This window comes from Pseudomonadales bacterium (assembly GCA_024234165.1).
Classification (GTDB): Bacteria; Pseudomonadota; Gammaproteobacteria; order Pseudomonadales; family UBA5518; genus UBA5518.
Window position 1 is genome coordinate 196,999 of the sequence record JACKOP010000004.1, and the last position, 21,254, is coordinate 218,252.

Here is a 21,254-nt window from a genome sequence, read left to right on the forward strand (position 1 = left end):
TCACTCCGCGAAACGCTTGCCGGTATACCAGCTCACCGGCGATTCATGGCGACGCACCAGGTGAACCACGTCGAGCACCAGCGCGAACAGCGCCATGCGCACCAGCACGCCGTTGTCGGTCTGGCGGAAGATCGCAAGGTTCGGGTTCTCGTTCAGATCGGGGTCGAGCTCGTTCGCTTCCGCACGCGAGTCGCGCGGCAGTGGATGCATGATGACCGTGTTCGGTTCGCAGAACTGCGTGTAGATCGCCTGGTTCAGCCGGTAGCGCCCGCGGAACAGGTTGGCTTCCTCACGACTCGTGAAGCGCTCCTCCTGGATCCGCGTCGAGTAGGCGATGTCGACGTGAGCGATCGACTGCTCCATCGCATCGGATTCGACCACGGTGTGACCGCGCGTGCGCAGGAACTCGACGATCTCGCCCGGCATGCGCAGCTCTGCCGGAGCGATGCACGTCAGGTGCACGCGTTCGAAGCACGCCAGCAGCTTCGACAGCGAATGCACGGTGCGGCCGAACCGCAGGTCGCCGATCATCGCGATGCGCAGGCCGTCGACGCTGCCGCCGCGATCGCGCATTTCCTTGCGGATCGTGTAGAGGTCGAGCAGCGCCTGCGTGGGATGTTCGTTCGCACCGTCACCGCCGTTGACCACCGGCACGCGGCTCGCTGCCGCGAACTCGGCGACCGAGCCTGCCACCGGATGGCGCATCGCGATGATGTCGCTGTAGCCGCTGATGACGCGCGCGGTGTCGTACAGCGATTCGCCCTTGGAGATGGCCGAACTCTCGAAGCCGGTGGTCTCGCGCACGTCGCCGCCGAGCAGGTTGAAGGCACAGCCGAAGCTCACCCGTGTGCGCGTGCTCGGCTCGAAGAACATGTTGCCGAGAATCGCGCCTTCGAGCACCCGCGTGATGCGGTGGCGGTGCGCGTACGGCGCCATCGAGTCGGCGACGTCGAACACGCGTTCGATGTCGGCGCGCTCGAACCGTTCCACCGACAGAATGTGCGAACCCGCGAAATCCATCTGCGCCTGTCTCCCCGTGTGTGTCCGAATCCGTACCTGTCGGGCTGAAGCCCGACCTACGTGGGTCGGCATTCATGCCGACGGAATTACCGCCACGCCCTGTCGGGTTGAAACCCGACCCACGTGGGTCGGCATTCATGCCGACGGAATTACCGCCACGCCCTGTCGGGCTGAAGCCCGACCCACGTGGGTCGGCATTCATGCCGACATATCACGCGCCGACGCATCCGTCGGGCTGAAGCCCGACCCACATCGTTCATCGCCCCACGCTGCAACGGCATCGAGCACCGCCTGCGCGCGCGCATCGCCGTCACGCTCCACACGCAAGACTTCGATACGCTCTCGCAACGCAGCACAATCGAGCCCACCACGCAGCGGCTTGCGCTGCACCCGCTCCTCGCAGTGCTCCCGCCAGCGCGCGCTCTCATTCGCACTCAGCGACGATCGAAAATTGCGTGCACGATAACGGAACAGCAACTCCTGCAAACGCTCGTCCTCGAACGGAAAACTCTGGCGTGCGAGTTCTGCGCCGTCGAGCAAGCGCACACGATCGGCCAGACGGCGATCACGATCGCAAAAAAATCTGTCGTAGAGTGCGAGCTCAGGATCGACCAGCGGGCGCTCCGCCGCCTCACGGTAGATCGCAGCGAGCTTCTCGCGCAACCCGCGTATCGCACAGACGCGCTGCCGGTTCGATTCACACCTTGCCAGGTCGATGCCATGACGCGCGGCAAGTTCGGGCGTCAGCATCGCGGCGGGAGCGACCATCGGACTGCGGTTCAGGTGCAACTCCTTCAGCGGCACACGCGCCGTATCGGCGGGCAGCGCCGCAGCAGGCGTATACAGCAGCTCGCGCAGACGTTCGCCGTCGAAACGCTCGAGCGGTGATGGATCGAGCGCGAGGTTGCAGACGATCACCTTGTTCGGCTGCCCGGGGTGCTCTGCCAGCGGCAGCACCAGCGCCATGTTGCCATTCTCGGCCGCAAAGCGCGCCGAGACGTGCAGCAGCGGCTTGGCGCCGGAGTAATCGAACTGCGCGCGCACCCAGTTCTTGTCACGCGCGCGCAGCGCATAACCGAACAGCTTCGGTTGGCGCGCACGCAGCAGACGCGCCAGCGCCAGCGTCGCACGCACGTCGGCGAGTGCATCGTGCGCATCTGCATGTTCGATGCCGTTGGCACGCGACAGATCCCCGAGCCGGAAACTCGGCCGCCCATCGGGATGATCCGGCCACTCGATCCCGTCGGGGCGCAGCGCACGCGCCATGCGCAGCACGTCGATCAGATCCCAGCGCGAATTGCCGTTGCGCCACTCGCGCTCGTAGGGATCGAAGAAGTTGCGATACAGCGTGTGGCGTGTGAATTCATCGTCGAAGCGGATGCTGTTGTAGCCCACTGCACAGGTTGCAGGCTGCACCAGCTCGGCATGGATGCGGGCGATGAACTCGCGCTCGGCAAGGCCACGCTCGTGCGCCAGTTGCGGCGTGATGCCGGTAATCAGGCAGGCATCCGGGTGGGGCAGGTAGTCTTCCGGCGGGCGACAATAAAGCAGCAGTGGCTCGCCGATTTCACGCAGTTCGGCATCGGTACGCAGACCGGCGAATTGCGCCGGGCGGTCACTCGCCGGGTTGGCACCGAAGGTTTCGTAGTCGTGCCAGTAGAAGCTCGGCTCGGGCGCCATCCATTCCCCTTGTGCGTCGCGCCGGGTGTCGGGTTGAAACCCGACCTACGTTCGCCGCGTGCGACCGCGTGGGTCGGCATTCATGCCGACGTATCCGTCGGGTTGAAACCCGACCTACATTCGCATCGTTCGATCGCGTGGGTCGGCATTCATGCCGACGTATCCGTCGGGTTGAAACCCGACCTACGTTCGCCGCGTGCGACCGCGTGGGTCGGCATTCATGCCGACGGGATTACCGCCATACCTGTCGGGCTGAAGCCCGACCTACGTTCGCCGCGTTCGACCGCGTGGGTCGGCATTCATGCCGACGTATCCGTCGGGCTGAAGCCCGACCTACACCACTTCGATACGCTCGGCGGCAATGCGCGACTGCCACATCTTCGGGCCGGTGGTGTGCACCGACTCGCCGCGCGTATCGACGGCCACCGTCACCGGCATGTCCTTCACCTCGAACTCGTAGATCGCCTCCATGCCGAGCTCCGGGAACGCCACCACCTTCGCTGCGGTGATAGCCTTCGACACCAGATACGCTGCGCCGCCCACCGCCATCAGGTACACGGCCTGGTTGTCGCGGATCGCCTCGATCGCGGTCGGGCCGCGCTCGGACTTGCCGATCATGCCGATCAGCCCGGTCTTCTCGAGCATCGTGCGGGTGAACTTGTCCATCCGCGTCGCGGTGGTCGGACCCGCAGGCCCCACCACCTCGTCACGCACCGGGTCCACCGGACCCACGTAATAGATGAAGCGATTCGCCAGGTCGACCGGCAGCTTTTCACCAGCGGCGATCATGTCGGTCATCTTCTTGTGCGCCGCGTCGCGCCCGGTCAGCATCCGGCCGGACAGCAGCAGCGTCTCGCCGGTCTTCCACTGCGCCAGATCCTCGCGCGTGACGGTATCGAGGTTCACGCGCCGCGCATCGGCCGCCTCCCAGGTGATGTCCGGCCAGGCGTCGAGCGCGGGCGGCTCCTGCAGCGCCGGCCCACTGCCGTCGAGCACGAAGTGCGCATGGCGCGTGGCAGCGCAGTTCGGGATCATCGCCACCGGCAGGCTCGCCGCATGCGTGGGGTAGTCCCTGATCTTCACGTCGAGCACGGTGCTGAGGCCGCCGAGACCCTGCGCACCGATACCGAGTTCGTTCACCTTGCGGAACAGTTCGATGCGCATCTCCTCGGTGCGACTCGACGGCCCGCGTGCGATCAGGTCGTAGATGTCGACCGGATCGAGCAGGGCTTCCTTCGCCAGCAGCGTTGCCTTTTCGGCCGTGCCGCCGATGCCGATACCGAGCATGCCGGGCGGGCACCAGCCTGCACCCATGGTCGGCACGGTCTTCAACACCCAGTCGACGATCGAATCGGAAGGATTCAGCATCGCGAGCTTCGACTTGTTCTCGCTGCCGCCGCCCTTGGCTGCGACATGAACGTCGACCGTGTTGCCGGGTACGATGCGGTAGTGGATCACCGCCGGTGTATTGTCCCTGGTATTGCGGCGCGCACCGGCCGGGTCGGCCAGAATCGAGGCACGCAGCACGTTGTCGGGGTCCAGATACGCGCGGCGCACGCCCTCGTTGATCATGTCGTCGAGGCTCATCGTCGCGCCGTCCCAGCGCACGTCCATCCCGACCGTGACGAACACGGTGACGATGCCGGTGTCCTGGCAGATCGGACGATGCCCCTGTGCACACATGCGCGAGTTGATCAGGATCTGCGCGATCGCGTCCTTCGCACCCGGATTCCGTTCGCGCTGATACGCCTTGTGCATCGCCTGGATGAAGTCCACCGGGTGGTAGTACGAAATGAACTGCAGCGCATCGGCCACGCTGGCGATCAGGTCATCCTGGCGGATCAGGGTCATGCAGCGTCTCCTCGTGCGCAGGCCGGCATTCATGCCGACCGATCGTATGTACCGTTCCCGTCGGGCTGAAGCCCGACCTACGTGGCATTCACCCGTCGGGCTGAAGCCCGACCTACGTGGCATTCGCCTGTCGGGTTGAAGCCCGACCCACATGGCATTCACCCGTCGGGTTGAAACCCGACCTACGTGGCATTCGCCTGTCGGGATGAAGCCCGACCTACGTGGCGTTCACCTGTCGGGCTGAAGCCCGACCTACGTGGCATTCGCCTGTCGGGTTGAAACCCGACCTACGTGGCGTTCACCTGTCGGGTTGAAACCCGACCTACGTGGCGTTCACCTGTCGGGTTGAAACCCGACCTACGTCGTTTCGTGGGTCGGCATTCATGCCGACATCTTCTGCATTCAGGGTTGCAACGCCGACGGGGGATTCTCCAATCGCGTCAGGCGCTGGTTGACCTGGCGACGGAATTCCACGTTCGACTGCACCCACTGCTCGCCTTCCTTGAGCCTCGATTCCTGCGCGCTCTGCGTGCTGGTGAGCGTGTTCATGGTGCTGTTGAGACGACCAATCGCGCTCTGCAGGCTCCCCTGCTGCTCCTTCAGTGTCTTCAACTGCGCGGCGATCTCCTCGCCGGACGCGACACGCTGCTGCAGCTTCGTCTGCGCCGCTGCAATCTCGCCAAGCTGCTTGTGATCGGCATCGGCCGTGGCACTGGTCTTCTTCAGTGCGGCTTCGAGCTCATCGATGCGTGCACCGTTCTTGCGCCAGGCCGAGGCCCACAGCTTGTCGACCTCACCAGCGACTTCCTTCAGCTTGACCTGCATCGCGGCGCTCGACTGGTTCACGCTGTCGTCGGTGCTCGACAAACGCCCCTCGAGATCGGCAATACGCAGGTTCGACTGCGCAAGCGTCCGCTCGAGCGCCTGCGTGTGGTTGAACAGTACCGCAGCACCGGCCACGGCGGCGATCGCGCACAACAGTGCTGCGATCGCCAACGCCCGCCAGGCACCGGGAACGCCGGCGACGGTCTCGGCCGGCGCTGAGGATTCCTGCTTCCGTTGCTCGTGCACCTCGGCCTGCGGCTGGCGTCGGTACGGTGCGATCTCGTCGCGTTCCGGGACGATACTCGGAAGATCCGTCAAGTGGAGGTCATCGGGACTAGGCATCGCCGGGAGCGCTGTACGCGTGTCGATCGTAGGTCGGCGGATTATATCCAGCCGGGCGCAGATACAGACCTTCTTTTGTTGCCGAACTAGTACGGAATCAGGCCAGGCGCACGATCGTCCACAGCAGCAACGCAAATCCCGCCGTGCAGCCTGCGAGTCCGCGGACCGTGAGCATCGGTGGCCATATCCGACCCAGGATCGTGTTCGCCTCGACCACGCCAATGATGACGACGATTACCTCCAGCGCCATCTGCCCGGCATCGCGCAACGCCACCCCCGGCAAGTGTGCCGCGGAGGTCATGAACAGCAGCATTGCCAGCGAGAAGACGACGTTGGTGCGCGAGGCGAGCTGTGCGCGCGGGCCGGCGACTGCCGCATCGCCGACCGCCAGGCCACAGGCGATGCGGTGCTTGGGCCAGATCACGAACCAGACGTTCAGGAACATCAGGGTGCCGAGCAGCGCACCGACCGCGATATCCAGACTCAGGCCGCCGCTTGCCTCACCGGAGGTGAACATCAGCAGCACCCCGCTCAGGAACGTGAACAGCGCGGCCATCCGCGACCACGACAGGGAAAGCGGGACGAGTTTCTTGATCATGTCGACCCGGGCATCCGGGACGGCTTCCCGGAAATACTCGGACTGGATGAGGTTGAAGTAGTACGTCAGCCCGATCCACACGATACCGGCAAGCAGGTGCCCTGCACGCAACAGGAATTGCCACCATGGTTGCGAGATATCCGGCATGCGTTCGATCTCCGCGGGACAGGCCCTGTCGCGTGACGCCGGGGCATCTTAACGCAGCTTGTCGAACCGGTCTTCGTCCAGAACGAAACGCCCAACAAAAAACCCCGGCCGAAGCCGGGGTTTCCTGTCTCGTGGAAGAGCGCAGGGCTTACATCATGCCCATGTCGCCCATGCCACCCATGCCGCCCGGCATGCCGCCCGGAGCCGGCTTGTCTTCCGGCTTCTCGGCGATCATCACCTCGGTGGTGATCATCAGCGAGGCGACCGAAACGGCTGCCTGCAGCGCGGTACGCGTGACCTTGGTGGGATCCAGGATGCCCAGCTTGATCATGTCGCCGAAGTCATGGTTCGCCGCGTTGTAGCCGTAGTTGCCCTTGTGCTCCTTGACCTTGGCCAGGATCACCGAGGACTCCTCACCGGCGTTGGCGACGATCGCACGCAGCGGGGTTTCCATTGCCCGCAACGCGACCGCGATACCGTGGTTCTGGTCTTCGTTCTCGCCCGTCAGGCCCGCGATCGCCTGCACGCAACGCACCAGCGCCACGCCGCCACCGGCAACCACACCTTCCTCTACAGCAGCACGAGTCGAATGCAGCGCGTCCTCGACGCGTGCCTTCTTCTCCTTCATCTCGACTTCGGTACCCGCGCCGACCTTGATCACCGCAACACCGCCGGAGAGCTTGGCAACACGCTCCTGCAGCTTCTCGCGGTCATAGTCGGAGGAGGTTTCCTCGATCTGCACACGGATCTGCTTCACGCGCGCCTCGATGTCCTTGGCATCACCGGCACCGTCGATGATCGTGGTGTTGTCCTTGTCCATGGTCACGCGCTTGGCGGAGCCGAGGTGTTCGAGCGTGGTGTTCTCGAGTTCCAGACCCACTTCCTCGCTGACCACGGTGCCACCGGAGAGGATCGCGATGTCCTGCAGCATGGCCTTGCGACGGTCGCCGAAGCCCGGCGCCTTGCACGCAGCCACCTTGATAATGCCGCGCATGTTGTTGACGACCAGCGTCGCCAGCGCCTCGCCTTCGACGTCCTCGGCAACCACGACCAGCGGCTTGCCCGACTTCGCCACCTGCTCGAGCAGCGGCAACATGTCGCGGATGTTCGAGATCTTCTTGTCGACCAGCAGGATGAACGGGCTGTCGAGTTCGACCGTCATCTTTTCCTGGTTGTTGATGAAGTACGGCGACAGGTAACCGCGATCGAACTGCATGCCCTCGACGATGTCGAGTTCGTTGTCCAGACCCGAGCCTTCCTCGACCGTGATCACGCCTTCCTTGCCGACCTTCTCCATCGCCTCGGCGATGATGGTGCCGATGCTCTGGTCGCCGTTGGCGGAAATCGTGCCGACCTGCGCGATCGACTTGCTGTCCGCGCACGGTGTCGACAGCTTCTCGAGCTCGGCAACTGCAGCGGCAGCCGCCTTGTCGATGCCACGCTTCACGTCCATCGGGTTCATGCCGGCCGCTACTGCCTTCAGACCCTCGTTCACGATCGCCTGTGCCAGCACGGTGGCGGTGGTGGTACCGTCGCCTGCGGTATCGGAAGCCTTGGAGGCCACTTCCTTCACCATCTGCGCGCCCATGTTCTCGAACTTGTCCTTCAGCTCGATTTCCTTCGCGACCGACACGCCGTCCTTGGTGACGGTGGGTGCGCCGAAGGACTTGTCGAGAATGACGTTGCGCCCGCGCGGGCCGAGCGTGGTCTTCACCGCATCGGCGAGCAGGTTCACGCCCTTCATCATCTTCTGGCGAGCGGCGTCGCCAAACAGTACGTCTTTAGCAGCCATGTTTCTTCCCTTCTCTGGTTACAGCAGATTGTCTTGTGCAAATGACCGGATCGCGGCGCGGCACGTGGCCGCCGCAGCTCACTCGATCACGCCGTAGAGTTCGCTCTCGTTCAGGATCACGACTTCATCACCGTCGATCTTCACGGTGTTGCCCGAATACTGGCCGAACAGCACCCGGTCGCCGACCTTGACCGACATCGGACGCACGTCACCGTTGTCGAGCACCTTGCCAGTGCCCACGGCGAGCACTTCGCCCTGGGTCGGCTTTTCCTTCGCGGAACCGGGCAGTACGATCCCGCCAGCGGATACGGCTTCCTCTTCCCTGCGCTTCACAACGACGCGGTCGTACAGCGGACGAATTTTCATCGCTTCTCTCCCAATCAATGGTCTGTGGTTGCAAACACCCGAAATCCAGGCTCGAAGCAAGTCATTCGGCCCTGGCCGGCTGGCACTCTGCTTCGGGGAGTGCCAATCATATGCAGGAAACGCCCGACGTCAAGCTTGGACTGATCGGCGTCGAACGCTTCGCGCCGCCTCTTTGTGGGGGCAAATCCGCGCAGTTCAAGAGCTCGGGTCGGCATTCGCGCGTTCTGGCGTTACCATGGTGCGATTGCGACCCGTACCACCTTCCGACTCAGGAGACTCGACATGGACATCAAGGGCAAGACGATCGTGGTGACCGGCAGCGGACAGGGGCTCGGCCGGGCGATGGCCGTCTACCTTGCGCGCAGCGGTGCCACCCTCGCGCTGATCGACCTCAACGAGCAGAAGCTCGCCGAGACGGCACAGCAGTGCCGCGAGGCGGGCGGTGCTGCGCACACCTATCTCGCGAACGTGGCGCGCGAGGAAGAGGTGATCGCGACCTTCGATCGCATCGTCGCCGATACCGGTGCCGTGCACGGGCTGATCAACAACGCCGGCATCCTGCGCGACGGCCTGCTGCTGAAGGTCAAGGACGGCAAGATCGAGAAGCGGATGTCGCTGGCCGAATGGCAGGCCGTGATCGACGTGAACCTGACCGGCGTGTTCCTGTGCGGTCGCGAAGCCGCCACGCGGATGATCGAGAACGGCAACCCGGGCGTGATCATCAATATCTCGAGCGTCTCGCGCGCCGGCAACATGGGCCAGACGAACTATTCCGCGGCGAAGGCCGGCGTCGCCACGATGGCGGTGACCTGGGCCAAGGAACTCGCGCGCCACGGCATCCGCACGGCTGCGATCGCACCCGGCTTCGTTGCCACCGACATGGTCGCGAGCATGAAGCCGGAAGCGCTCGAAAAGATGACTGCAGGCATCCCGCTGCGCCGCATGGGCACGCCCGAAGAGATCGCGCACACCGCACGCTTCATCTTCGAGAACGACTACGTGACCGGCCGCGTGTTCGAGATCGACGGCGGCATCCGCCTGTAGCACGCAGGGCGGGTTTCAACCCGACATCCCCGTCGGCATGAATGCCGACCCACGGGCACGACCCAACCTCGTAGGTCGGGTTTCAACCCGACATCCCCGTCGGCATGCATACCGACCCACGGGTGCAATCCCAACCCACGTAGGTCGGGTTTCAACCCGACATCTCCGTCGGCATGCATACCGACCCACGGGTGCAATCCCAACCCGCGTAGGTCGGGTTTCAACCCGACATCCCTGTCGGCATGAAGGCCGACCTACAGCCATGCACAATCCCAATGCGGATAGTCCCCGATCCGGTCCACCAGGCCGGATCGCAGCGGATTTGCCACGATGTACCGCGCCACCGCCATGCGATCGTCTTCTGCACGCAACGCACGATCATGGAAGTTCGGCTGCCAGAGTGTACCGACGCGACCGAGCCGTCGATTGATCAAGCGCGCGGAACTGCCCTTGACCGAATGCAAGAGTGCTGCAAGTCGCGTCCCTGACCCCAGCCGCAGCAACGCGTGAACATGATCCGGCATGATGACCCACGCGAGCCAATCGGCCATGCCATCGGCCTCGGCGTGTCGCAATACGCTTACCAGCAAACGCGCGCAGTCGAAATCGTCGAAGACCCGGATGCGATCCATGGTGACGGCAGTGACGAGGTATTCCTGTCCCGGGGCCGAGTAGCGTCCCTTGCGCAGATCGGTGTAGACCACGAGGGCACATCCTTGTGCTGCCGGCATTGCACGTCATCCGTCGGGCCGTCGGGCTGAAGCCCGACCTACGTGGACCGGCATTGCACGTCATCCGTCGGGCCGTCGGGCTGAAGCCCGACCTACGTGGGTCGGGTTTCAATCCGACATCCCCGTCGGCATGAATGCCGACCTACGGCACGATCCCCGTCGGCATGAATGCCGACCCACGGTACGATCCCCGTCGGCATGAATGCCGATCTGCGTGGGTCGGGTTTCAACCCGACACAACCACGCCCCACGAAACAGGACATCGCAAACATAGCGACGATGCGCGCCAGGTCGCCATGCGATATGTCGCGATCGGGCGGAACCGCGGCAACCCATCGCCATGGATGGTGGAATCCCCGTCGGCATGAATGCCGACCTACGGTACGATCTCGTCGGCATGAATGCCGACCCACGGGCGCGACCCCAACCCGCGTAGGTCGGGTTTCAACCCGACATCCCCGTCGGCATGAATGCCGACCCACGGTACGATCCCGTCGGCATGAATGCCGACCTGCGTGGGTCACGTCTTTCGCAGCAGACGCATGGAGAGCGCTATCGCGGGAATCCCGAGCAGGCCGGCGTAGAGGAAAAAGGCCATGTAGCCCCAGGCGTCGACGACCAAGCCGGAAAAGCCGCCGAGCACCTTGGCCGGCAGCGTCATGAGCGAACTGAACAGCGCGTACTGGGTCGCGGTGTACGCGCTGTTGGTGAGGCTCGACAGGTACGCGATGAACACCGCCGCCGCTATTCCACCGCTCAGGTTATCGGCGCTGACCACCACGGCGAGCAGCATGAGCTGCGGCTCGAGCACGGCGAGCGCGGCAAACAACAGGTTCGTCAGCGCCACCAGCACCGCGCCGAGCAACAGCGGGCGCGTGATCCCGAAGCGCGCGACCAGCACCCCACCCAGCGCGGCGCCCGCGATGGTCATCAGGAAACCGAACACCTTGGTGATGTCTGCGATGTCGGTCTTGCTGAAGCCGAGATCGAGGTAGAACGGGTTCGCCATCACGCCCATCGTGATGTCGCTCAGCTTGTAGACGCTGATCAGCAACAGGATCATCAGCGCTTCACGACCGTTGCGCGTGAAGAAATCGACGAACGGCGCGACGACCGCATCGGACAGGAACGCCAGCAACCGCGCCAGCGATCCGCGGTGTGCGTCCACACCAAGCGCGTGCTCCACACGTGATTCGATCGCCGCCGACGCCGCAGCCACCGGATGCTCCGGTTCGCCGAGACACAAGGTGGTCAGCACACCGGCGCCCATCAGCGCCGCCATCACGAGATAGGCGAGCGACCACGACGCCCCTTCGGCGATATAGAACGCGCCAGCACCCGCAACCAGCAGCGCCACCCGGTAACCGAACACGTAGGCGGCTGCCATCGCGCCCTGGAATTCGGCGTCCATCGCCTCGATGCGGTACGCGTCGATGGTGATGTCCTGCGTCGCCGAACCGAAGGCCACCAGCAGCGCGAGCGCGGCCACCAGCGCAAGGTCGGCAACCGGGTCGGCGAGTGCCATGCCCGCCAGTCCGGCCGCCACCGTGAGTTGCGCCACCAGCATCCAGCCGCGACGCTTGCCGAGCAGGCGCGTGAGCAGCGGCAGCGCCACGCGATCGACCACCGGCGCCCACAGCACCTTCACCGAATACACGACGCCGATCCAGCTGAAGAAACCGATCAGGCTGCGCTCCACACCCACGTCGCGCTGCCAGCCCGACAGCGTCGGGCCGATCAGCAGGAACGGCAGGCCGGCACTGCAGCCGAGCCAGATCATCGCGAACACGCGCGGGCGTGTGTAGACCAGCAGCGCCTCGCGCCAACCGCGTGCGCTGCCGGCACGCTGTCCGGCAGAGCCCTCAGTCACGGAAGTTTTCGTACTGCAGCGGCACTCCGATATCGCTCGTCCGCAGCAGCGCGATCACCTGCTGCAGGTCGTCACGCTTCTTGCCGGTCACCCGCAGTTGCTCGCCCTGGATCGCTGTCTGCACCTTGAGCTTCGAGTCCTTCACCAGCTTCACCAGCTTGCGACTCATCTCGGCATCCAGTCCGTGCTGCAGCGTGACCTCCTGCTTCACGGTCTTGCCGGATTTCTGCACCTCGCCTTCCGTGATCGCTCGCGGGTCGATCTGGCACTTCGTGATCGCACCGCGCAACACGTCCATCATCTGCTGCAACTGGAACTCCGCTTCCGCGTGCAGCATCACGGTGCGCTCCTTGCGCTCGAAGCCGCAATCGACTCCCTTGAAGTCGAAACGGTTCGTGATCACGCGCTCTGCCTGGTCAACCGCGTTGGTCAGGGCATGCAGGTCCACCTCGGACACCACATCGAAAGATGGCATCGATTCCTCCTCGTGCGCAGGCCCGCATCACAGCCGCAAGCCTCCGGTACACCAATCGTGGATAATGACGCGATGGCGATCACGGCACCCGAACCCCTGACCACACACTGGCACGTGCTCGGCACCGGCGCGATCGCGTGCCTGTGGGCGGCGAATCTTGCCACCAGCGGCGCCAGTGCAACGCTGATCGCGCGTGATCGTTCGCGACTGGCAGGGTATCACGGCATCACCGTAGAGACAGCCGCCGGTGGCGAGCACGTGCCGGTGACGCTGGAGGCCGCCGACAGCAGCACACCAATCGACCGCCTGCTGGTCTGCACGAAGGCCGGCGACGTGATCACGGCACTCGCTGCCATCGTGCGGCGGCTGGCAGGAAACGCAGCGATCGTGCTGCTGCAGAACGGCATGGGTTTTCACGAGGAAGCCGGTTTGCTGCTCGGCAACCGGCGGCTCTACTGCGGACTCAGCACCGAAGGTGCCTGGTGCCCGGCGCCGTTTCACGTACGTCACGCCGGACGCGGCCTGACACTGCTCGGGCGCTACCCACGCGGCACGCTGGCCGATGCGATGGCGCTGGCGCACGAGCTGCCGCAGGCACGGCTCGAGATTCGCCCGATCGCCGATACCGAACAGGAACTGTGGCGCAAGCTTGCGATGAACTGCGCGATCAACGCACTGACCGCCGTGCACGACCGCCCGAACGGCGCGCTGGTGACGCCCGGCCCGATCGCTGGCGAATTCACGGCGTTGTGCGCTGAAATCGTCACGATCCTCGAGGCACTCGGTCACAGCGAGCTCGCGGCGGAACTGCCCGAGCTGGCCACCCGCGTCGCGCGCCAGACGGCGGAGAACCGCTCGTCGATGCTGCAGGACGTGCGAGCCGGACGACGTACCGAAATCGACTTCATCAACGGTTTCCTGTGCGCGCGGGCACGCGAAGCCGGCGTGCCCTGCCCCCTGAACGCAGCACTTTGCGCCCGTATCCACGAGTTCGCTCCGACGTGAGGCGCCTGCTCGGGGCCGTGCTGCTCTGCCTGCCACTCACGGCGTGGACTGCACCACAGCGCGTGGTGTCGCTGAACCTGTGCACCGACCAGTTGCTGCTGATGCTGCTGCCACGCGAGCGGATTGTGATGCTGAGCCAGCTCGCCACCGATCGCTCGCTGTCGTGGATGGCAGCACAGGCCGACGGTATCGAGCACTTCGACGGTTCGGTGGAATCGATCGTACGGCTTGCACCGGATCTGATCCTCTCCGGCACGCTGGCGTCGCGCGAAAGCACCGCCGCACTGCAACGACTCGGTTTCCCCGTGCGCACGATCGCCATGCCGGAAAGTATCGCCGAGTCGCTGGCGTTCATCGAACAGGTGGCGACGCTGGTCGGCGAAGCCGACGCGGGCCGCGCCTTGATCACCGAAACCAAGCGTCGCCTCGATGCCGTGCGCAGCGCCGCACACGCACGGACGCCGGGCCTTGCGCTGGTCTACCTGCCGAACGGGCTGAGTCCCGGGGCCGGAACGCTGCGCGACGAACTGCTCAGGCTCGCCGGCTGGCGCAACCTGACGCGCGAACTCGGTGTCGAGGATTACGGTTCGATCACGCTCGAGGACCTGGTCCTGCACCATCCGCAACGGGTGATCTTCGACGCATCCGATCTGCAACACACCTCGATGGCACAGCAGATGCTGCGCCATCCGGCGCTGCGCAATCACATCACGACACGCATGATGCCCACATCGGCCTGGATCTGCGGCGGACCGCAGATCGCCGACGCGGCGGAGCTGCTTGGATCTGGCCGGTGAGCAGAACCAACGCATCGTCGGCATGAATGCCGACCTGCGACACAAACCCTGTCGGCATGAATGCCGACCTACGACACAGACCCGTCGGCATGAATGCCGACCTACGGCACAAACCCTGTCGGCATGAATGCCGACCTACGGCATGACCCTGTCGGCATGAATGCCGACCTACGGGCGTGGTGCCAATCCACGTAGGTCGGGTTTCAACCCGACGGGTGCGGCATCAATCGTCGGCATGAATGCCGACCTACGTGGGTCGGGTTTCAACCCGACAGGTATGGGCATCAATCGTCGGCATGAATGCCGACCTACAAATGCCGACCTACACGTTGACAGCCCGATGCACCGGCACTATGGTGCCGCCCCTGTCGCGGACGGTGTCCTGCGGCGCCAGGGCGAAAGCCCACGGCGAGGCAGGATGAAACGGGAAGTCTGGTGAAAATCCAGCGCTGCCCCCGCAACGGTAAGTGAGAACAGGACCGGCAAGCAGCCACTGTCACAGACGCAGCACGCGTCGGATGGGAAGGCGCCGGAGCCCGGATCGCAGCATCCACTCACGAGCCCGGAGACCGGCCTTCTGCGCTTCACTGCGATCGAGCGGCGGGCTCGGCAGGTGATGCGTGCCCAGCCGCTCGCCTCATCTCACCCCATCCCCTCCTCCCGAATCGCGTCACGCACGACACCGGGACCGGGGAGGGACCATGAACGTCAACCATCGCATCATCACGCTCGCGCTGCTCGGCACCACCGCCGCATTCAACGCCGACGCCACGAACGGCATCGAACAGATCGTCGTCACCGGACTGCGTGCCGAGCAGGCCGTGCTCGATACGCCGGCAGCCATCAGCGTGATCACGCGCGAAGACATCGAACGCAGCGGCGCACTGACCATCGCCGACGTACTGCGTGGCCGTGCCGGGTTGCAGATCCGCGACACCATCGGCGACGGCGTTCGCGGCATCGTCGTCAGCATGCGCGGCTTCGGTGAGAACGCCGCCAACAATACGCTGGTGCTGGTCGACGGACGCCGGCTCAACAATCCATCGCTGGCAGCACCCGACCTCGGCAGCATTGCGCTCGCCGACATCGAGCGCATCGAAGTCCTGCAGGGCGGCGCCGGCGTGCTGTTCGGTGACCAGGCGGTCGGTGGCGTGCTGAACGTGATCACGCGCCGTCCCGCACAACCGACACTCGAAGTACAGGCCGGCGGCGGCTCGAACGACAACCGCCGCCTGGCGCTGAACGCGAGTCAGCGTTTCGGCAATGGCATCGGGGCACGCTTCAGCGCCGAACACCGCCAGGCCGACAACTACCGCGACAACAACGCATCCGACTACCGCCACGCGAACCTGGTGCTCGACTACGAATGGAGCGACGGCAAGGTCTTCGCAGAAGTGCAGCGCATCGACGACGACCTGGAACTGCCTGGCGCACTGCCGGTGGCGCTCGCGCACCAGAACCGTCGCCAGAGCCTGAACGGCAACGACTTCGCCGACCTCCAGACGACCACCGCGCGCCTCGGCGGCAGCTACGCGCTCACTCCCGCGTGGACGCTTGAAATGGACCTGACCCGCCGCGACAGCGACGGGCGCGGTTACCAATCGGCACCGAACCGCAGCGACACGCGCCTGAACAGCGTGAACCCGCGCCTGATCGGGCGTTTTGCCCGTGCCGGTGGCACCGCGACGCTCACGCTCGGCGCGGACGCCACCGATGCCGAATATGTACTCGATATTCCCGCCTTTTTCTTCCGCACCGATATCCGGCAGGAACAACGCGATGCGTACGCGCTGTTGCTTTATCCGCTCAGCAGCACGGTGCAGGCGTCCATCGGTGCGCGCCGCTCGCGCATCGAGGACCGCAATCACGTGAGCAGCATGACGCACGACGACGGCGAGACGATCACGACCGCATCGATCGCGTGGCAGTTCCACCCCGACATGCGCATGCTGCTGCGCCGCGACGAAGTGCTGCGCTACGCGAACGTCGACGAGAACGGCTTCACGCTGCCGTCGGTGAGCTTCCTTGCGCCACAGACCGGCGTGTCGTGGGAGGGCGGCATCGAGTGGTTCGGTGCGCGCGCCGGTGGCCGCGCGATGCTGTTCGAGCTGGAACTCGACGACGAACTGCTGTACGACCCCGCCGCACTCGGCCCCGGTGCCATGTGGGGCATGCTGGGCGCCAACATCAACCTCGACTCCTCACGCCGGCGCGGCGTGCTGCTCGAGTGGCGCTGGCAGCCGCTGGAACGGCTGAGCCTTGGCGGCAGCTACACCTGGACCGATGCGGAACTGACCGCAGGTCACGCCGACGGCAAGGACGTGCCGTACGTGGCGAAGCACGCCGGCGCGCTGAATGCGAACTGGGACTTCGGATACGGCTTCAGCCTGTTCGCCGAATACGCGTACACCGGTTCGCGCTACGCGCTCGGTGACGATCTGAATGCGTTCAATCGTGTGGATGCCGAGGGGCTGCTGAATGCGGCGCTGCGCTGGACATCGGGGCCGTGGAACGCGACGCTGCGCGGGAACAATCTCGGCAACCGGAAGTACGACACGCTGACCAGCGAATGGTACGACGCTGCGCTGGCCACTGCGGTACACGCGCGCAGCGTCTACCCGGCAGCGAGACGAACGGTGTACCTTACGGTCGGGTATCGGTTTTGAGGGTCGGTGTCGGCATGAATGCCGACCCACGGACAGGATGCCGATCGACGTGGGTCGGGTTTCAACCCGACGGGGGCAGGCGTCAACTGTCGGCATGAATGCCGACCTACGGGGAGAAAACCATGGGGCATCGGCTGTCGAAAATCTACACGCGCACCGGTGACGACGGCACGACCGGGCTGACCGGCGGTGATCGGGTGCGCAAGGACTGCCCGCGCATGCAGGCAATCGGCGCGGTCGACGAGACCAACTCGCTGATCGGTCTGCTGGTCGCGGAACTCGCGAGCGACGACCCGCTGATACCCATGCTCACCGCGATCCAGCACGATCTGTTCGACCTCGGCGGCGAACTCTCGATGCCCGGCACCGCACTGGTGCACGGCGAACGCGTGGACTGGCTGGAACAGCGCACCGACGAGCTGAACGCCGATCTGCCACCGCTGAAGAACTTCATCCTGCCCGGTGGTTCGCGCGCCGCGGCCACCTGTCACCTGGCGCGCACCGTATGCCGGCGTGCCGAACGCGAGATCGTCACGCTCGCCGGCACCGAAACGGTCAACCACGCCGGACAGCGTTTCCTGAACAGGCTGTCGGACCTGCTGTTCGTCACCGCGCGCGTGGTCGCGCGACGCAACGGCGGTCAGGAAGTGCTATGGCAGCAGCGGAAATAGCCACGCGGCGCCCCTGACGCCGCTCGAATCGCCGAAGCGTGCGCGCAGCAGCGGCGTGCGCACCGCATCGGAAAACACGTAGCGCGTCCAGCGCAGCGGGATCTCGGCATACAGGCGCTCGATATTGCTCAACCCGCCGCCGCACACGATCGCGTGCGGGTCGAGCAGGTTGATCACCTGCGCCAGCGCGAAAGCGAGTTGCTCGATGTACAGATCGAGCGCTGCGCGCGCTGTGGAGTCACCGCTTTCAGCCAGCGCCACCACGTGGGCTGCGCTGCCCGCATCACCGCCAGACGTTGCCAGCTCGCGGTAACTGCGCAACAACCCCGGCCCCGACAGCCAGGTCTCGATGCAGTCGCTGCGCCCGCAATAGCACGCGCGCGTTGCCGCGAGTCTGCCGCGTGGCCCGGCAAAGCGATTGTGACCCCATTCACCGGCGATCGCATTCGGCCCCGCAAGCAGGCGCCCATCGACGCAGACGCCACCGCCGACCCCGGTGCCGAGAATCACGCCGAACACGCTTGCGGCGGCGGCAGCGGCCCCGTCGGTCGCTTCCGACAGCGTGAAGCAGTCGGCGTCGTTCGCGATCCGCACCTCACGGCGCAGCCGCACCGCCAGATCCTGCGCAAGCTGCGTGCCGTTCAGCCAGGTGGAGTTGCAGTTACGCATGCGCCCATCGAGCGGCGACGGCGAGCCGGGCGTGCCAACTCCCACCGTGCCCTTGCAGCCGAGTTCCGTCTCGATCCGCTCCACCACCATGGCGATGGCATCGAGCGTACCGGGGTAGTCGTCACGCGCAGACGCGACGCGCTCACGCCACAACACGGCACCGGCGCGATCGAGCGCAATACCCTCGATCTTGCTGCCGCCGAGGTCGATGCCGATGCGGATCACGGCAGCACCCGCCGCCTCAGAAGATCATCGCCAGCAGGCCCATGATCACCAGCCACACGACCAGCGCGCGGTTGCCGAGCGTCAGCACCGACTGCAGCTCGCAAGTCCCGCGCACGATCAGCTCGTCGCTGCGCTGCGCTGCCGCCGGAGCCTGGATCCCGAGCGCGGCGTTGCCGCAAAGATCGAGCGCATCCGCGGTACCGATGCGGGAGCCGACCACCACGCGCTGCCACGCGTAGAGCCCCTTGTCGAAGTCCCCCACCAGCGCGAATACCAGCCCGCAGATACGCACCGGCAGCCACTCCAGCCAGCGCAGCGGCACGGAATCGGCACCTGTCGCGCCCTCGACGCGCGCGGCCTCACTCGCCAGCACGGCGCTGCGGTAGGCGATCGCGCCCGCAGGGCCCAGAAAGAAAAACCAGAACAGCGCAGCGAACAGACGCTCGAAGCCACGATAGTAAAGTCGTCGGCGCGCCAATTCGTGCAGTGCAACCGGATCGGCAACGCTGCCGTCGTCGCTGAGACTCATGGCTGGATCGGTCGCGAGCTGACGGTACGCGGCATGGAAGTCGCCGCGGTTCCAGCGCTGCAGGTACGCGGCAAGTTCCTGCGCGAGGTTGCCACGCCCGCACGAGTAGATCAGCACCAGCACGAAAAACACCAGATCGAGCGCACCGTAGAAGCGTCCGTGCACCGCGACTTGCAACAGCAGTGCGCCAAGCGCCGGCAGCAGGATCAGCGCCAGATGACGCCTGTTCCCCGACAGCTTTCCTGCCAGCAGGCCGCGCAGTGTAAAAAACCAGCCGTCCTGCTGCAGCGGTGCACCGGTACCGCGCAGACGCATGACCGCCACCGCGATCAGAATCGCCAGAAACTCCACAACCCTGCTCCCCCTGGATGCGCCGGAACCGTCTCAGCGGCCTGTCAGCGCAGCACGAAACCCTGCCCAGTCGAATGCCGGCCCCGGATCGGTCTTGCGCCCGGGTGCTATGTCGGCATGGCCAACGATACGCTGCACCGTGATCGCCGGATAGTGGCGCATCAGCTCGCGCGTCACCCGCAGCAACCGCCGGAGCTGCACCTGTGGATACGGGCGTTCGTCGGTGCCTTCGAGTTCGATGCCGATGCTGAAGTCATTGCAGCCGCTGCGCCCATCGAAACACGATTCCCCCGCGTGCCAGGCGCGGCGCCCGAACGGCACGAACTGCGTCACGCGACCGCGGCGGTCGATCAGCAGATGCGCCGAGACGCGCAGCCCGCGCAGACGCTCGAAATACGGATGCAGCGAACAGTCGAGCGTATTCAGGAACAATCGCTCGACGAAACCACCCCCGAAGCGCCCCGGTGGCAGGCTGATGTTGTGGATCACGAGCAGACTCACCTCGCCCTCGGGGCGCTCGTTCACGTTATCCGATTCCAGCCGGCGCGCCTTGCGCAGCCACCCCTCGGCATCGATCATCGTTTCCTCGTAAACCATCCGTTCGGCGCGCGATTATCGACCAATCGCCCGCGGTTCGTGTGCGCTGCATAATGCGATTCCCCGCTGCAGGCTCAGGCAGGAATCCATCGTGAACATGCGTGACAAGGTAGTCGTCGTTTCCGGAACAGGACCGGGACTGGGTCACGATCTGGCAAGAAGCTTCGCGCGGGCCGGCGCCCGGCTGGTGCTGCTCGCGCGCAGCACCGAGCGCGTCCACGAACTGCGGCAGGAACTCGCCGCCGCCGGCACGACCTGCATCGCCGTGCCGACCGATATCACCCGCGCAAGCGATTGCGATCGGGTGCGAACCGAGGCGCTGCAGGCCTTTGGCCACATCGATGTGCTGATCAACAACGCCTTCCAGCTCGGGCCACTCGCACCGCTGGCCTCGGCTGCACTGGACGAGGAATGGCGGGCAGCGCTCGACACCAACCTGATCGGCACGCTGCAACTCACGCAGGCACTGGTGCCGGCGCTGGCCGCAAGCCGTGGCAACGTCGTGATGATCAACACCGCGGCGATGCGCGATATCCGGCCCGGCTTTGGCAGCTACGCGATCTCGAAGGGCGCGCTGCAGACCGCAACCCGCTACCTCGCGCAGGAACTCGGCCCGCAGGGTGTGCGGGTCAACTCGCTGGTACCCAGCTACATCGACGGCCCGCCGCTACGCGATGCCTTTGCCGCCATGGCACAGGCGCGCGGGGTCAGCACGGACACGGTGATCGAGGAGGCATGCGCCGCGCTGCCGCTGCGCTTCATCCCCACCGGCGAAGACGTTGCACGCGCCGCACTGTTCCTGGCGAGTGACGATGCGCGCGCGATCACCGGCGCATCGCTCGACGTGAATGCCGGGAGGTATATTCCACTCTGAGCGCTGTCGGCATGAATGCCGACCTACGACGCTCCCTGTCGGCATGAATGCCGACCTACGACGCTCCCTGTCGGCATGAATGCCGACCTACGACGCCCCCTGTCGGCATGAATGCCGACCTACGATGCT

General features: G+C 65.2%; 19 protein-coding genes and 1 riboswitch. Of the genes, 6 read left to right on the forward strand and 13 right to left on the reverse strand.

What is annotated here, in order from left to right:
* The 7 genes from H7A12_13715 to H7A12_13745 form a co-directional block, all read right to left on the reverse strand.
* The gene (locus tag H7A12_13715; protein MCP5321860.1) at positions 1 to 1,020 is read right to left on the reverse strand and encodes an aspartate carbamoyltransferase; all 1,020 of its coding nucleotides are present in this window, start codon (positions 1,018 to 1,020) and stop codon (positions 1 to 3) included.
* 198 nt (positions 1,021 to 1,218) lie between these two features.
* Entirely contained in the window at positions 1,219 to 2,700 is a 1,482-nt protein-coding gene (gene sbcB / locus H7A12_13720) for an exodeoxyribonuclease I (GenBank protein ID MCP5321861.1), read from the reverse strand.
* Between the two features lie 333 nt (positions 2,701 to 3,033).
* Positions 3,034 to 4,551 carry a fumarate hydratase gene (locus tag H7A12_13725; protein ID MCP5321862.1) on the reverse strand — a complete coding sequence of 506 codons (1,518 nt, stop codon included), beginning with the start codon at positions 4,549 to 4,551 and terminating at the stop codon, positions 3,034 to 3,036.
* 402 nt (positions 4,552 to 4,953) lie between these two features.
* The gene (locus H7A12_13730) at positions 4,954 to 5,694 is read right to left on the reverse strand and encodes a hypothetical protein (GenBank protein ID MCP5321863.1); all 741 of its coding nucleotides are present in this window, start codon (positions 5,692 to 5,694) and stop codon (positions 4,954 to 4,956) included.
* 121 nt (positions 5,695 to 5,815) lie between these two features.
* Complete coding sequence (locus tag H7A12_13735) at positions 5,816 to 6,463, reverse strand: antitermination protein NusG (GenBank protein ID MCP5321864.1); 648 nt, start codon at positions 6,461 to 6,463, stop codon at positions 5,816 to 5,818.
* Between the two features lie 148 nt (positions 6,464 to 6,611).
* Positions 6,612 to 8,255, reverse strand: coding sequence for a chaperonin GroEL (gene groL, locus H7A12_13740; GenBank protein MCP5321865.1), 1,644 nt, complete (start codon positions 8,253 to 8,255; stop codon positions 6,612 to 6,614).
* Between the two features lie 78 nt (positions 8,256 to 8,333).
* Positions 8,334 to 8,621: a co-chaperone GroES gene (locus tag H7A12_13745; GenBank protein MCP5321866.1), complete on the reverse strand. Its 288-nt coding sequence runs from the start codon at positions 8,619 to 8,621 to the stop codon at positions 8,334 to 8,336.
* Positions 8,622 to 8,903: 282 nt separating this feature from the next.
* On the opposite strand from H7A12_13745, the gene H7A12_13750 reads away from it, so the two are divergent.
* Positions 8,904 to 9,665, forward strand: coding sequence for an SDR family oxidoreductase (locus tag H7A12_13750; protein MCP5321867.1), 762 nt, complete (start codon positions 8,904 to 8,906; stop codon positions 9,663 to 9,665).
* A 254-nt stretch (positions 9,666 to 9,919) separates the two neighbouring features.
* Here H7A12_13750 and H7A12_13755 read toward each other — a convergent pair whose 3' ends face one another.
* The 3 genes from H7A12_13755 to H7A12_13765 all read right to left on the reverse strand — a co-directional run bounded on the left by H7A12_13755 (position 9,920) and on the right by H7A12_13765 (position 12,741).
* Positions 9,920 to 10,396: a transposase gene (locus tag H7A12_13755; GenBank protein ID MCP5321868.1), complete on the reverse strand. Its 477-nt coding sequence runs from the start codon at positions 10,394 to 10,396 to the stop codon at positions 9,920 to 9,922.
* Between the two features lie 520 nt (positions 10,397 to 10,916).
* Positions 10,917 to 12,176 carry an MFS transporter gene (locus H7A12_13760; protein ID MCP5321869.1) on the reverse strand — a complete coding sequence of 420 codons (1,260 nt, stop codon included), beginning with the start codon at positions 12,174 to 12,176 and terminating at the stop codon, positions 10,917 to 10,919.
* 82 nt (positions 12,177 to 12,258) lie between these two features.
* Positions 12,259 to 12,741, reverse strand: a complete 483-nt coding sequence (locus H7A12_13765) for a YajQ family cyclic di-GMP-binding protein (GenBank protein MCP5321870.1) — start codon at positions 12,739 to 12,741, stop codon at positions 12,259 to 12,261.
* 72 nt (positions 12,742 to 12,813) lie between these two features.
* On the opposite strand from H7A12_13765, the gene H7A12_13770 reads away from it, so the two are divergent.
* From H7A12_13770 to H7A12_13785, 4 genes are all read left to right on the forward strand, one after another.
* Positions 12,814 to 13,746 (forward strand): 2-dehydropantoate 2-reductase, encoded by a 933-nt coding sequence (locus tag H7A12_13770; protein MCP5321871.1) that lies wholly within the window; start codon positions 12,814 to 12,816, stop codon positions 13,744 to 13,746.
* Positions 13,743 to 14,543: an ABC transporter substrate-binding protein gene (locus H7A12_13775; GenBank protein ID MCP5321872.1), complete on the forward strand. Its 801-nt coding sequence runs from the start codon at positions 13,743 to 13,745 to the stop codon at positions 14,541 to 14,543. The genes H7A12_13770 and H7A12_13775 overlap by 4 nt, the downstream gene beginning before the upstream one ends.
* Before the next feature lie 358 nt (positions 14,544 to 14,901).
* Positions 14,902 to 15,136: riboswitch (cobalamin riboswitch) on the forward strand.
* A gap of 108 nt (positions 15,137 to 15,244) precedes the next feature.
* A complete protein-coding gene (locus H7A12_13780) occupies positions 15,245 to 17,209 on the forward strand; it encodes a TonB-dependent receptor (GenBank protein MCP5321873.1) in 1,965 nt (654 codons plus the stop codon).
* A 122-nt stretch (positions 17,210 to 17,331) separates the two neighbouring features.
* Entirely contained in the window at positions 17,332 to 17,880 is a 549-nt protein-coding gene (locus tag H7A12_13785; GenBank protein ID MCP5321874.1) for a cob(I)yrinic acid a,c-diamide adenosyltransferase, read from the forward strand.
* Here H7A12_13785 and H7A12_13790 read toward each other — a convergent pair.
* Genes H7A12_13790 through ampD form a run of 3 tightly spaced genes read right to left on the reverse strand, consistent with a single transcriptional unit; the run spans position 17,860 to position 20,251 of the window.
* Complete coding sequence (locus H7A12_13790) at positions 17,860 to 18,771, reverse strand: ROK family protein (protein MCP5321875.1); 912 nt, start codon at positions 18,769 to 18,771, stop codon at positions 17,860 to 17,862. The two genes, H7A12_13785 and H7A12_13790, sit on opposite strands and share 21 nt — an antisense overlap.
* Before the next feature lie 19 nt (positions 18,772 to 18,790).
* Positions 18,791 to 19,654, reverse strand: a complete 864-nt coding sequence (gene ampE, locus H7A12_13795) for a regulatory signaling modulator protein AmpE (protein MCP5321876.1) — start codon at positions 19,652 to 19,654, stop codon at positions 18,791 to 18,793.
* A 33-nt stretch (positions 19,655 to 19,687) separates the two neighbouring features.
* On the reverse strand, positions 19,688 to 20,251 hold the full coding sequence (gene ampD / locus H7A12_13800; protein MCP5321877.1) for a 1,6-anhydro-N-acetylmuramyl-L-alanine amidase AmpD: 564 nt from the start codon (positions 20,249 to 20,251) through the stop codon (positions 19,688 to 19,690).
* Positions 20,252 to 20,342: 91 nt separating this feature from the next.
* Between ampD and H7A12_13805 the strand changes: the two genes are divergently transcribed.
* Positions 20,343 to 21,125 carry an SDR family oxidoreductase gene (locus H7A12_13805; GenBank protein ID MCP5321878.1) on the forward strand — a complete coding sequence of 261 codons (783 nt, stop codon included), beginning with the start codon at positions 20,343 to 20,345 and terminating at the stop codon, positions 21,123 to 21,125.
* The last annotated feature ends 129 nt before the right edge of the window (positions 21,126 to 21,254 follow it).

Excerpts from the sequence above, each read along its gene's own strand:
- H7A12_13750 (MCP5321867.1), top strand. The coding sequence starts at position 8,904 with ATGGACATCAAGGGCAAGACGATCGTGGTGACCGGCAGCGGACAGGGG.
- H7A12_13780 (MCP5321873.1), top strand. The coding sequence starts at position 15,245 with ATGAACGTCAACCATCGCATCATCACGCTCGCGCTGCTCGGCACCACC.
- H7A12_13760 (MCP5321869.1), bottom strand. The coding sequence starts at position 12,176 with ATGATCTGGCTCGGCTGCAGTGCCGGCCTGCCGTTCCTGCTGATCGGC.
- H7A12_13785 (MCP5321874.1), top strand. The coding sequence starts at position 17,332 with ATGGGGCATCGGCTGTCGAAAATCTACACGCGCACCGGTGACGACGGC.
- ampD (MCP5321877.1), bottom strand. The coding sequence starts at position 20,251 with ATGGTTTACGAGGAAACGATGATCGATGCCGAGGGGTGGCTGCGCAAG.
- H7A12_13735 (MCP5321864.1), bottom strand. The coding sequence starts at position 6,463 with ATGCCGGATATCTCGCAACCATGGTGGCAATTCCTGTTGCGTGCAGGG.
- sbcB (MCP5321861.1), bottom strand. The coding sequence starts at position 2,700 with ATGGCGCCCGAGCCGAGCTTCTACTGGCACGACTACGAAACCTTCGGT.
- H7A12_13755 (MCP5321868.1), bottom strand. The coding sequence starts at position 10,396 with ATGCCGGCAGCACAAGGATGTGCCCTCGTGGTCTACACCGATCTGCGC.
- H7A12_13770 (MCP5321871.1), top strand. The coding sequence starts at position 12,814 with ATGGCGATCACGGCACCCGAACCCCTGACCACACACTGGCACGTGCTC.
- groL (MCP5321865.1), bottom strand. The coding sequence starts at position 8,255 with ATGGCTGCTAAAGACGTACTGTTTGGCGACGCCGCTCGCCAGAAGATG.
- H7A12_13725 (MCP5321862.1), bottom strand. The coding sequence starts at position 4,551 with ATGACCCTGATCCGCCAGGATGACCTGATCGCCAGCGTGGCCGATGCG.
- H7A12_13765 (MCP5321870.1), bottom strand. The coding sequence starts at position 12,741 with ATGCCATCTTTCGATGTGGTGTCCGAGGTGGACCTGCATGCCCTGACC.
- H7A12_13745 (MCP5321866.1), bottom strand. The coding sequence starts at position 8,621 with ATGAAAATTCGTCCGCTGTACGACCGCGTCGTTGTGAAGCGCAGGGAA.
- H7A12_13715 (MCP5321860.1), bottom strand. The coding sequence starts at position 1,020 with ATGGATTTCGCGGGTTCGCACATTCTGTCGGTGGAACGGTTCGAGCGC.